The sequence below is a fragment of the Acetobacter sp. P5B1 genome, from assembly GCF_018811985.1.
GTDB classification, from domain to species: Bacteria; Pseudomonadota; Alphaproteobacteria; order Acetobacterales; family Acetobacteraceae; genus Acetobacter; species Acetobacter cerevisiae.
Map to the genome: position 1 here is coordinate 45843 of NZ_JACRVS010000010.1, position 12653 is coordinate 58495.

The window sequence follows — 12653 nt, forward strand, 5'->3', positions numbered from 1 at the left end:
CACACCTGCGTTTTCCCGTTTTCTCAAGCACTCCTCCTGAGTGCTTACAGAGAGTAAACTTGCTTTTTGGCGCAGAACCTCATAGACCCCGCCAGCCATGCGAGCGATAGGACAGATCCCTCATCAAATCGCGGCAAAGGCCTTTATGGCCGGAGCCGCCCTTTTGGCCGGTGCTTCCGTCGTAGCGACGAAAGCCTATGCCAAGCTCCCCGGGACGGGGCAGGACACGCACAGCGAAGAGCTTGCGATGGTCATGCCACGACAGGCGTTTCCGGAAGGGGATGACATTCCCCTCCCAAAGCCGCTCTCCCCGGAAGTCAGCACACAGATCAAGTCCATCTTCCGCCTCCAGCGACAGGGGGCCTTTGCCGAAGCCATCACCAGCACGACCCGGCTTACAGACGCCACGCTGCTGGGTGATATTGAGGCCGACCGCTATCTCAACCCCTCCTACCATCCGGGTGCGACGGAACTGCGGGCCTGGCTGAAGAAATATGTCTCCTATGCTGACGGTGCCGCCATCTGGGCCCGTCTGGCCGCCCTGCCCCAGCATGGGGGGCCGTTGCCGCCCGTACCGGTCTCCACCCATCTGGCGCCGGACCATACCAGCATCCCGGCTGACCCGCTGACGCTGGACTTTACCCGTAACCCGCTGCTGGATCGCACCCTGCGCGAACGCACCGGCTGGGGCCTGAAGGGCGTGCACAGCGCCCTTCATCTGATTACCGCCACACCGGGCATGACGCCCGCCTACGCCGCCCAGCTTCAGGCAGAAACCGCTCAGGCGATGCTCAATGCCGGGGAAACGGATGTGGCGCTGGAAATCAGCCAGACCGCAGTTGAAGGCTCCCGGAACAAAAATGCTCTGGCAGGCTATGTGGCCGGACTGGCCCTGTGGCAGCAGGGGGATTATGAGCAGGCGGCGCCTTTCTTTGAAAAAGCCTCTCACGCCGCAACCGCTACGCCGGAAATGCGCGCCGCGTGTGCCTTCTGGGCCGCTCGCACGCACGAAAAGCTCGGGCAGGACCATGCCCGCCATACCTGGCTCCAGCATGCGGAGGCTTTTCCCACAACCTTTTACGGGCTTCTGGCCACCCGCATTCTGCATCATGCAAGCGCCAGCCATGAGCATGAGCACGACCATGTGCGGAAAGTCAGCTTCTCCCCGCTGGAACCCTCAGGCAAAGCGCCCTCGGCACAGGTTCTGACGGAAATTGATATTGAAGCGGTGGGGGCGACCGATATCGGGCGGCGGGTGTTTGCTCTGCTGCAGGTCGGGGAGCAGGAACGGGCGGAAAACACCATCCGCCGGGCCTGGCCGGACCTGCATGACGTAACACTTGCCCGGTCCTTCCAGCTGGTGGCGGATGCCGCAGGCCTGCATGACCTCTCTGCCGAGATGTCTGAGGCCCTGCAGGCCCACTCCTCGGCACAGGGGCCGGAGCAGCAAAATCTGCCGCTCCCGCTGCTCAAGCCACGCCACGGGTTTATTATGGACCCGGCGCTGGTCTATGCGCTGACCCGGCTGGAATCGAACTTTGACCCGCAGGCCGTCTCCGGTGCCGGGGCGCATGGCCTGATGCAGATCCGCCCGTTGACGGCTGATTTTGTGACAAGCCCGCCCAATACGCTGAACCACCGGTTTGAAAACGCGACCAGTGACCTGCATGACCCCAGCCTGAATCTGGAAATCGGGCAGCGTTATGTGCAGTATCTGGCCGACCTGACGCGCCATAACGCCCACACGCCTTTGCGTGGTGGCGATATGATCCGCCTTCTGGCCAGCTACAATGCTGGCCCCACGGCGCTGGCCCGGTGGGAAAAAGCGGCCTCCTCCTCGGATGACCCGCTACTGTTCATGGAACTGATCCCCAACACGGAAACGCGGGATTACGTCCATCGGGCGCTCTCATACCTGTGGATCTATGCTGCCAAGCTGAAACTGCCGACCCCCTCCCTCACCGCACTGGCACGGAATGAATGGCCGGATTTTGCGGACGAGCAGGCTCTGGCACACACCATTAATACGCGGGTTCTGCATTAGTCAGACAATGCAGGACTGGGGTTTAGCAGGACCGTAAAGCCTGCGTTTCCCGAATGAGGGTGTGAATAAATGAGAGTTTGTTCACCACACCCTGCGTGAGCACAAACGGGTAAAAATCAGGCAACCCCATGGAGCGGTTCAGGCTGTTGACCGCATAAGTCAGCGGCAGCCATGCCTGCATGATCTCATCAAAAGAGGCCTCCGTATAAGGGTCTCCATGCTGCGGAGACGATGAGGGCTGTGCCCCGGCCAGAGCCGGATTGATCGAGACTCCATAGGCCCATGCTGTCTCAAGTGTTGAGACAATATGGAGGTAATGCGCCCATGTTTCCGCAAAATCTTCCCACGGGTGAGACGTGGCGTAAATGCTGACGTGATGCGTCTGCCAGTCCGTCGGGCGCGGGCTGTCATAATAGGTTTGCAGAGCCTGCTGATAATCGGCCCGGTCATCCCCAAACACCGCACGGCAGGCGTCCAGCCGCCCGGCGTCCCGCACCAGCACATTCCAGTAATAATGCCCGACTTCATGCCGGAAATGCCCCAGAAGCGTGCGGTAATATTCTCCCATTTCCACTCGCATCCGCTCACGGCAGGCATCATCCGCCTCACGCAGCGCGATGGTGATCACACCGTTATTATGGCCGGTCATCACCGCAGAAGAGCCGTCTGGCGGGTCATCCAGAAAGTCAAACACCAGACCCCCCAATGGGTCTTCCAGCCGGGTTTTCATGGGCAGTTTCAGGCGCAACAGCGTGTAGAACAAACGATGCTTTGCGACTTCCAGCTTATGCCAGCGTTCCAGATTTTCCGGCTTATCCAGATTGGGGATGATGCGATTAAACCGGCAGGCAAAACAGAAAGACGGATGCCCGGCTTCATTAGGCATCGTCATCCAGTTGCACACGTCATGTGCATGGTTGGCGCAATAGGCCAGTTCCGCCTGACGGATGCGCGGCTCTAAAGGCCGCCACAGGCCCCCCTCGACAGGCTCCAGTGCAGACAACACGGAAAGCCCCGGCAGATACCCGAGCTGATGTTTGCAATGCTCACAGACTGTATTTTCAAAAAACAGAATCTGCTCACAGGACTGACAGGTAAAAAGCCTCATGCTGATCACTCTCTTGCGTCCGGGATCGTAACGCAAGGAAAACCAGTCAATCAGACGCTGTCTGGCATCACCAGACGATCAGTTTGCATGGAGACATCAAACGTGGCTTTGCACTGGTCCAGCAGGCCCGTAACCGGAGCCGCCTGCTCCGGAGCGGGTGTGGCAGCCAGCGGCAGATGGCCCTGTGCTGTCAGCAGCCCGGAAGTGGTATCAAACCCCACCCAGCCGGCACCAGGCAGAAAGGCTTCAGCCCATGCGTGCAGGTCACAGGTTAGGGCCTCTTCGCCCTCCGCCGTCTGGCTGGACTGGATCAGATATCCCGAGACAAACCGGGCGCCAAAGCCGAGATGCCGCAACAGGGCAATCATCAGCCAGGCACTGTCCCGGCAGGAGCCAACCCCACGGGCCAGCGTTTCTTCCGGGCTCCAGACGCCGGGTTCAAGGCGCAACTGATACCCAATGCGGGCGGCCAGAGCGCGATTGAGTGCCACCAGCATATCCAGCGTATCGCGCGGGGCTTTTTCCACCCAGTCCGTCAGAAACGCGTGCAGATGCGGTCCGGCGGGAGGTGTTGCGCGATACAGGGCCAGTTTGGCCTGTTCTTCCGGTGTGTAAAACTGGTGCGGGCAGGCGGGCAGATCTGTCTCAGCCTGCTGAGACCCCGCGATCGCACACGCCTGCTGCTGTTGCTGCATGGCTTGTTGTTGGTACTGCGCTGGTGCGCTTTCTTCACTCAAGGGCGTGGCAAAAACGACAGGCGGCGTCCAGCGACGCGCCGCAGGAGCAAGCGTGAAATCAAACGGGTTTCTGGGTGTCAGATCAGCTTCAAGCCGCACGGTAATGTCAAAATGCGTCACGCGTTCCGCAAAGACTACTTCCGCAACATGATTGCCGAAACCATCCTGATGCCAGCTCTGTTTGCTCGCGACCGGAGCAACCCGTAGGGCATAGGACCGCACCGGTGTTCTGGCCGTGCCGGAAGGGCGAAGGCGGATGGTCTGTGGTCCCAGAAAAACAGGCCGGTCATACCGATACCGGGTCGTGTGGGTCAGCATGACGTGTGAACTCATGGTGGTACGGCCCTGAACACCCTGCTCATGCTGAAACGCCCTGTTCCTCTCCTGCCACAGGACGGGAGAAACCGCTTATGGCGTATGAATGCGTATACGGTATCAGCATTAATCCATGGCAGACCAGCCCCTTGCACATGATATTCCGTTAAAAGAACAAATTTCTGTTTTGCGGCTTGGCAAACGCCTGAAATCCTGCTCGTCTTAAGTAATTAACCGTAACGAAACGGCATGCAGAGGCGCAGGTTTCCGGACCCGCCAGAGTGTCGGACCTCATATCGGGAGTCAGGGTATGAATGACACGCCACTCCATGCACCCGTTCAGGCGGCTGGTATTTTTGCCGCTTATGATGTTCCGGATTTCTTCTGTGAACTCATGAACCGCAAGGATGGCGTCCCCCCAGCTGTGCAGGCTGTAAAGAACCGTTTGGCCCATTTTACGCTGGCGGACCTGCGGCACCGCACAACAGCGGCAGAGGCCCAGCTGTACCGGCTGGGCATTACCTTCACCGTCTATTCAGACCGCGAGGCGATAGACCGTGTGCTGCCGTTTGATGTCATTCCCCGCGTCATCACCGCCGCGGAATGGGACCATATTGAGCGCGGCGTGCAGCAGCGCGTTCAGGCCATTAATCTGTTCCTGCACGATATCTATCATGACCGTGCCATTCTGCGGGACGGGATTATCCCGGCAGACCTCGTTCTGAATAACCCGAATTACTGTGAGGCCATGGTCGGGCTGAACGTGCCCGGTGGCGTGTATGTGCATATTAACGGTACAGACTTAATCCGTGACCAGAACGGGCGTTTTCTGATTCTGGAAGATAATGCCCGGACCCCCTCCGGTGTGTCTTACGTTATTGAAAACCGGCATATGATGTTGCGGCTTATGCCGGATCTGGTTGCCGGTCTGCCGCTCCGCTCCGTAGATGAATATGGGTTGAAACTGCACCAGAGCCTGTGCGAAGTCTCGCCGGAAGGTGTGCTGGACCCGCAGGTCGTTCTGCTTTCTCCCGGTATTTATAATTCCGCGTATTTTGAGCATGTTTTTCTGGCGCGCGAGATGGGCGTGCCACTGGTGGAAGGTAAGGATCTGGTGGTGGAAAACCACCGTGTGTTCATGCGCACCGTAGCGGGACTGCGGCCTGTCCATGCTATTTATCGCCGCCTGAATGATGAATTTCTGGACCCTCTGGCTTTCAATCCGGATAGCATGCTGGGCGTGCCGGGGCTGGTCGAAGCCTATCGCCGCGGGAATGTCACCATTGCCAATGCACTGGGCACGGGAGTCGCGGATGATAAAGCCGTTTATGCCTATATGCCGCGCATTATCCGCTATTATCTCAATCAGGACCCCATTCTGGACAGTGTCGATACCCATATCTGCGCAGAACCCGAGGGGCTGGCCTATACGCTGGCCAATATAGACAAGCTGGTGATCAAACCCGTTGGTGAGTCCGGTGGCTATGGCCTGCTGATTGGCCCGCATGCCACGCAGGACGAACTGGATGAATTCCGCCGCAGGCTGAAAGAAAACCCCGGCAATTACATTAGCCAGCCGGTCGTCAATCTTTCCGTCTCCCCCACCCTTTGCCCCAACGGTGTGGAAGCACGCCATGTGGACCTGCGCCCCTTTGCGCTGACGGGCCGCTCCACGTGGGTTCTGCCGGGAGGCCTTTCCCGCGTGGCGCTGCGGAAAGGCTCACTCGTCGTCAATTCGTCACAGGGGGGTGGCTCCAAAGATACGTGGGTGCTGGCATCATGAGTGAAATTTCCACAGGCCTTTTCCATATGCAGCCGGGGCTGAACAATCTGCTCTCGCGCTACGGCGAGTGCATGATGTGGCTGGCACGCTACATGGAGCGTATTGAAAATCTGGCCCGGCTTCTGGAAGTAACGGAAAGCTTTGTGCGCGGGCCGGATGGTCAGCCGGGGTGGGATACCATTCTGCAGATCCATTCTGATGAGGATTGTTTTTACGCCCGCCATCAGACTGTCACGGAACAGGATGTCATTGCCTTTTACGTGACGGAAAAGGAAAACCCGAACTCCATCAAGGCCATGGCCCATTCCGTGCGGGAAAATGCACGTGCTGTCCGTCCGTTGATTTCAACGGAAATGTGGATGCAGCTCAACGTCTTTACCCGCTGGGTGCTGGACCTGCAGCCCTCCGATATCCGGATGAACAGCCTTTCCGGCCTGTGCAACCGGCTGAAGCAGGAATGCCAAACCCATTTTGGCGTCACCGAAGGTACCTTGTATCGGGATCAGGCATGGCTGTTCTATCTGCTGGGCAAACATCTGGAGCGTAGTGACCAGATTACCCGCCTGATTGATATCCGCTACCATACGCTTCTGCCGGGCCATGAGGCAGTCGGGTCTGAAATTGACATTACCCAATGGGCGTCCATCCTGCGCTCCGCTGCAGCGTATCATGCCTTCCGGCGTTTACAGCCGGTGATGACAACACCTGCCAATGTTGTGGGATTTTTGCTGAAAAATGATGCTTTCCCCCGCTCTTTGACAACAAGCCTGCGCCTGCTGGACAGCACCCTCAGCACCCTTGCCGGGCATGGCAGTCTGCGCCGCCTCTGCTCCCCTATTCAGGAGCGCGTCGCGGAACTGCGCGTCACACTGGCAGACCAGACAGTGGACGACATCATCATCCGTGGGCTGCACGAATATATGCAGTGGATTCAAACCCAGATTTCAAAAATGCAGCAGGAAACTGCGCAGGCCTTCTGGCCTGTTACACCCCATTGCGGCACGCCCCCTGTGCAGGTTCAGCAATAGCCCTCTAAGGTCCGACCGCCGCGTGCTCCACATCAAAATGGCCTGACAGATCCCTCTGTTCAGGCCGTTTGTTCGATAGATTTTTGGTCCTCAGTTTTCGGCCAGAACCTGCCGGCTGGCCCGCACGCGGGAGACGCGGCGGCCTTCCATTTCCAGCACTTCAAACAGCCAGCCGGAATAGACCACCTTATCCCCAATGGCGGGCACGCGACGGAGCAGAGCCAGAATCAGGCCGCCCAGCGTGTGGTAGCTGCCTTCATCCGGCAGGCTCCGCAGGCCGAGGCGGTCTTTCACTTCATCAGCAGACTCCGTGCCGTCCATCAGCAGGACATCATCCTGTGTGGGCGCGTGATGGGCTGCGGTGGTCTGAGAGGCGTCATGACCGCCCTCACCCACAATGGCGTCAAACAGGTCAGACGCTGTCACGACCCCTTCAAACGAGCCGTATTCATCAAACACAAACGCCATGCCCAGAGAAATACTACGCATCCGCTCCAGCATATCCAGCGCTGAAATGCTGTCCGGCACCACCACCATCTGCCGCAGGCCTGCTTCTATGGAGACCGGCATGCCATCCAGCATACGGTCCAGCATGTCCTTGGCCAGAACAACCCCGACCGGGTTATCCACGCCGCCTTCACACACCACCAGACGGGCATAGGTTGTCTGCTTGAGCGCCTTGATCAGCGCGTCACGCCCGGCATGGCGATCAATCCAGTACAACTCATTACGCGGCGTCATGATGGCGCGCACCGGCCTGTCTGCCAGACGTAGCAGGCGCTCGATCATCGTGCGCTCTTCATGCTCCAGCACACCGGAGCGAGCCCCTTCGGCGATATAGGCCTTGAGTTCTTCTTCCGTCAGCGTCTGGCTCACGGCATCGCCAGCCCCCATCAGCTTGAGCACGATGTTGGAAGACTGTCGCAGCACCCACACCACCGGGCGCGTGGCGTGCGCCAGAATTTCCAGCGGCATAGCCAGACGGGCCGCCATTTTTTCGGGCTCACGCAACGCCAGCTGTTTGGGCACCAGTTCACCCAGCACCAGCATGAGAGCCGTAATGGCGATAACCACCAGCACCATGGAGACCTGAGCCGCCACAGGCCGAAGAAAATCGATCTTTTCCAACAGGGGCGTGAGATGCGCTTCAACCTGCACCCCACCGAATGTCCCTTCCAGAATGGACACCAGCGTCATACCGACCTGCACTGTGGGCAGGAAAATCTGCGGGTCTTCCGCCAGACGCATGGCACGGTCTGCGCCCCGCATGCCCTGCTCCCGCAAAATGGCCAGACGCGGCATTCTGACCGAAATCAGAGCCAGTTCCCCCATGGCAAAAACGGCGTTCAGAATAACCAGTAAAAAAATGATAAGAATGGAAGCAGTCATGAAATGCGGTGGCCCTGCGTGACGAAGGAAAATGCACGATAGGGGATGATGGCCCCTGAGGCCAGTACGCGCTGGCCATGCCTGCCAGCGCACATCCCTATGCGGAAAACGAGCTTACACCCCACCTCTTATGCAGGCAGCGTATGCCAGCCAGAGAGACAAATCAGGGGAAAAACAGCCTCAACACCTCGGAGCACCGTACAAAAAAAGAGCGGCCCCTGTGCGGGAGCCGCTCCTTTCATGGAGTCGCAAACTGAGGAAAGACTCAGTCGGCGGCAGTTGCTTCCACCGGCGCTGCTTTGGCCGGAGCTGCGTCGGCATTGGCTGCATCCGTGCGGATCACCTTCACACGCGGTGCCTTGGCAGGCTTGCGGGCGGCGATTTCTTCCATCTGCTCTTCCACCTGCTTGGAGAAGACGTACTGAGCAGGACGCTGGTTGGCGAGGGAGATTTCCGGAGCCATCGGCTTTTCGGTTTCCGGGCCGAACAGAGCGACTTTTGCAATGTGCCAGGGGCGGCGCACGGCATCCATCACAGCGGTGGATTCGTAACCGGAGTGCACCATGCAGTCAGCGCACTTTTCATAGTTGCCGGTGCCGTAATCGTCCCACTTGGTGTCTTCCATCAGCTCATTGAAAGACTTGGCATAACCTTCACCCAGCAGATAACACGGACGCTGCCAGCCAAAGACGTTACGCAGCGGCTTGCCCCAGGGGGTGCAGTGATACTGCTCATTGCCCGCCAGGAAGTTCAGGAACAGCGGAGACTGCGTAAACCGCCATTTCTTGCCCTTGCCCAGACGGAAGATGTCACGGAAGAGCTGCTTGGTTTTCTGACGGTTGAGGAAGTGTTCCTGGTCAGGCGCACGTTCATACGCATAACCCGGAGCCGTCATGATTCCGTCCACGCCCATCGCCATCACTTCATCAAAGAAGGATGCCACGCGCTTGGGGTCTGCCCCGTCAAACAGGGTGCAGTTGATGGAGAGACGGAAGCCGCGTGCCTTGGCCTTTTTGATGGCCGCAACAGCGCGTTCATACACCCCGTCCTGACAGACGGAGGAATCGTGCATGGACTTGTCGCCATCCAGATGCACGTCCCATGAGAAGAACGGAGAGGGTTCATACTCATCCATCTTCTTTTCAAGCAGAAGGGCATTCGTGCACAGATAGACGTATTTTTTCCGGGCGATCAGGCCACGGACAATCTCCGGCATCTCCTTGTGCAGCAGGGGTTCACCCCCGGCCACGGCGATGACGGGTGCGCCTGCTTCCGCATCCGCATCCAGACATTCCTGCACGGTCATGCGCTGGTTGAGAATGGCTGCGGGATAATCGATCTTACCACACCCGGCACATGCCAGATTGCAGCGGAAAAGCGGTTCAAGCATCAGAACCAGCGGATAGCGCTTGCGCCCGGTGATGTGCTGTTTGACGACATAACTGCCGACCCTGACGGCCTGCATTATAGGTACGGCCATAAACCCCCGCTTTGGCGCATCTGAGACGCCTGCATCATAACTGAGTGAGACACTTCATAATCTGTCAAAACGTGACCATGCCGGGCAACCAGCCCCTGCATACCGTGTAACGGCCACCACAGGTGCTGCGCACATAATCACGTATGGAACTGTTCGCCTGCATATAGGTTGGCTCGTTTGTCAAGCTCAAGCCTTTTTCAAAACATGTGGCAAAAAAGACACAATATGTACTTACTTTTAATTGCAGGCTTGCGTTCAGGCCAGAAACATTAAACCAAAACGGCTGATATCGCGATGTGTGAAAATATTTCGCGCGACGTTAAGACACACTGACGGCAACGAAATCCCGCCCAGCCTCCCCGGACGGCATTCCGCTTCCTACAAGAAAAGAAGATGGAAACGATCGCATGGACAGTTCTCACGACAAAAATGCAAAGCCTCGGATTCCCACCCTTGGCCGTTTTCCTGCTCTGGACCGGGTGACCTACCCGTCTGACATGCGGAACCTTTCGGTCGAGCAGCTCAAGCAGATTGCGGACGAGCTGCGGGCCGAGACCATTGACGCCGTCTCCACCACCGGTGGCCATCTGGGCGCCTCTCTGGGCGTGGTGGAACTGACCGTGGCCCTGCATGCGGTGTTCGATACCCCGGCTGACAAGGTGATCTGGGATGTGGGCCATCAGGCCTACCCGTGGCGCATCACCTGCGCGCGGAAGAAGACCCGTCCTACCATGAGCGCAGCGTCATCGCCGTGATCGGGGATGGCTCCATCTCCGCCGGTATGGCGTATGAGGCCATGAACAACGCCGCCGTGGCTGGCCCGGGTGCGGAACGGCTGATCGTCATCCTCAACGATAACGAGATGTCCATCGCCCCGCCGGTCGGCGCGATGTCCAACTACCTCTCCCGCCTGATGTCCTCCCGCAAGTTCATGGGCCTGCGCGAACTGGCCGGGAAAGTCGTCAAGAAGCTGCCTGCCCCGGTGGAACGCACCGCCCGCAAGGCGGATGAGTATGCCCGCGGCATGATTACCGGCGGCACGCTGTTTGAAGAGCTGGGCTTCTATTACGTCGGCCCCGTGGACGGGCATGACCTGCCGCAGCTGGTCGCCATCCTGCGCAACCTGCGCGATACGGATAACGGCCCCATCCTGCTGCATGTGATGACCGAAAAAGGTCACGGCTATCAGCCCGCCGAGAAGGCCGGGGACAAGTATCACGCCGTCGCCAAGTTCAACGTCGTCACCGGTGAGCAGAAAAAAGGCCCTGCCGGACCGCCGTCCTACACCTCCGTGTTTGCTCGCGAACTGGTGCGCCGGGCTGCAACCGACAACAAGATTGCCGCCATCACCGCCGCCATGCCGTCCGGCACCGGGCTGGATGCGTTCGCGAAGAACTATCCTGACCGCTTCTTTGACGTTGGCATTGCCGAGCAGCATGCCGTGACCTTTGCCGCAGGTATGGCGACCGAAGGCCTTCGCCCGTTCTGCGCCATCTACTCCTCCTTCCTGCAGCGCGCCTATGATCAGGTGATGCATGACGTGGTGCTGCAGAAGCTACCCGTCCGCTTCGCCATTGACCGCGCCGGTCTGGTCGGGGCCGACGGAGCGACCCATGCCGGCTCCTTCGACATCGCCTATCTGGGCTGCCTGCCCGGCATGAGCATCATGGCCCCGTCTGACGAAGTCGAGCTGTTGCACATGACGGCAACGGCCACCGAGTTTGATGAAGGCCCGATTGCCCTGCGCTATCCGCGTGGTGGCGGCCTGGGTCTGGAACTGCCGGCAGAAGGTCAGGTTCTGGAAATCGGCAAGGGCCGGATCATCCGGGAGATGGGCCGTCAGGCTGGCGGCGAGAAAGGCGGCATTGCCATCCTCTCGCTCGGCCCAAGGCTGAAGGAAGCCCTGAAAGCGGCCGATCTGCTCACAGCGCAGGGCCTGCCCCCCACCGTAGCCGATGCCCGCTTTGCCAAACCGATTGATACCGCACTGGTAGAAAATCTGGCCCGCAACCATGCCGTGCTGATCACGCTGGAAGAAGGCGCGATTGGCGGGTTTGGCGCGCAGGTGGGCCAGCATCTGGCCAATACCGGCCTGCTGGACCATGTCCGCTTCCGCCCCATGACCCTGCCCGATATCTTCATCGACCATAATACGCAGGACGCCCAGTACGAGCAGGCCGGTCTCACCGCCCCCCACATCGTCAAAACCGCTCTCAGCGCGCTGGGCACAGCAGCTTTGCAGAGCGCAGCCAGGTCGTCGGCGCTGGCGTGGATCAGGCTTTTGATCTGGATGCCGTGCTGCATGCCTCCATTGGCGTGCGCTATCAGGCTCTTGCTCCGGCGGACAAAGCCAAGCTGCTGGCAGCCTTCCGGGACTTTACCATTGCGCGGTATGTGTCCAGCTTCAAACCGGGGACTGACGCCCGATTCACCATGAAGCCGGGCCTTGAAAACTCCCCCGTTGGTGGTAACAAGATCGTGAACACCTATATCGGAGCGGATGACAGCATGCCCGGCACCCCGCTGAGCTACATCATGCACAGCACGCCGTCCGGCTGGAAAATTGTTGATGTACTGCTGGGCGATTCCCGCATCAGTCAGGCTGCCGCCCAGCGTTCCGACTTCAGCTCCACACTCACCTCCGGTGGCGTGTCGGGCCTGATCAATGTCTTGGAACGTAAAGTTAAAACTTTCTCCAACGACTGAGCAGGATAACGAGCGTGATGCGTAGCGGACATACAAACTGCCCGGTCATGGGCCGCACAGCGG

General features: G+C 59.0%; 8 protein-coding genes and 1 pseudogene. 5 read left to right on the forward strand and 4 right to left on the reverse strand.

Annotation, left to right across the window (positions count from 1 at the left end):
• The first annotated feature begins 97 nt into the window (after nt 1–97).
• Entirely contained in the window at nt 98–2044 is a 1947-nt protein-coding gene (locus KP703_RS08440; RefSeq protein WP_215754498.1) for a lytic transglycosylase domain-containing protein, read from the forward strand.
• Nucleotides 2045–2066: 22 nt separating this feature from the next.
• Here the strand turns inward: KP703_RS08440 and KP703_RS08445 are convergent, their stop codons facing one another.
• Nucleotides 2067–3152 (reverse strand): putative zinc-binding metallopeptidase, encoded by a 1086-nt coding sequence (locus tag KP703_RS08445; RefSeq protein ID WP_215754499.1) that lies wholly within the window; start codon nt 3150–3152, stop codon nt 2067–2069.
• 50 nt (nt 3153–3202) lie between these two features.
• Nucleotides 3203–4222, reverse strand: coding sequence for a transglutaminase family protein (locus tag KP703_RS08450; protein WP_252353948.1), 1020 nt, complete (start codon nt 4220–4222; stop codon nt 3203–3205).
• A gap of 292 nt (nt 4223–4514) precedes the next feature.
• On the opposite strand from KP703_RS08450, the gene KP703_RS08455 reads away from it, so the two are divergent.
• Both KP703_RS08455 and KP703_RS08460 read left to right on the forward strand, forming a co-directional pair.
• Nucleotides 4515–5987 (forward strand): circularly permuted type 2 ATP-grasp protein, encoded by a 1473-nt coding sequence (locus tag KP703_RS08455; protein ID WP_215754500.1) that lies wholly within the window; start codon nt 4515–4517, stop codon nt 5985–5987.
• A gap of 26 nt (nt 5988–6013) precedes the next feature.
• Nucleotides 6014–7015: an alpha-E domain-containing protein gene (locus KP703_RS08460; RefSeq protein ID WP_062142154.1), complete on the forward strand. Its 1002-nt coding sequence runs from the start codon at nt 6014–6016 to the stop codon at nt 7013–7015.
• 90 nt (nt 7016–7105) lie between these two features.
• Here KP703_RS08460 and KP703_RS08465 read toward each other — a convergent pair whose 3' ends face one another.
• Nucleotides 7106–8404, reverse strand: coding sequence for a hemolysin family protein (locus KP703_RS08465; RefSeq protein WP_062142131.1), 1299 nt, complete (start codon nt 8402–8404; stop codon nt 7106–7108).
• A 265-nt stretch (nt 8405–8669) separates the two neighbouring features.
• A complete protein-coding gene (gene hpnH / locus KP703_RS08470; protein ID WP_062142130.1) occupies nt 8670–9884 on the reverse strand; it encodes an adenosyl-hopene transferase HpnH in 1215 nt (404 codons plus the stop codon).
• Between the two features lie 407 nt (nt 9885–10291).
• On the opposite strand from hpnH, the pseudogene dxs reads away from it, so the two are divergent.
• Together dxs and KP703_RS08480 are read left to right on the forward strand one after the other, a co-directional pair.
• Nucleotides 10292–12132 (forward strand): annotated as a pseudogene (gene dxs, locus KP703_RS08475) (1-deoxy-D-xylulose-5-phosphate synthase); the annotation flags it as partial.
• Between the two features lie 20 nt (nt 12133–12152).
• Complete coding sequence (locus KP703_RS08480) at nt 12153–12590, forward strand: ABC transporter substrate-binding protein (RefSeq protein ID WP_373687460.1); 438 nt, start codon at nt 12153–12155, stop codon at nt 12588–12590.
• The last annotated feature ends 63 nt before the right edge of the window (nt 12591–12653 follow it).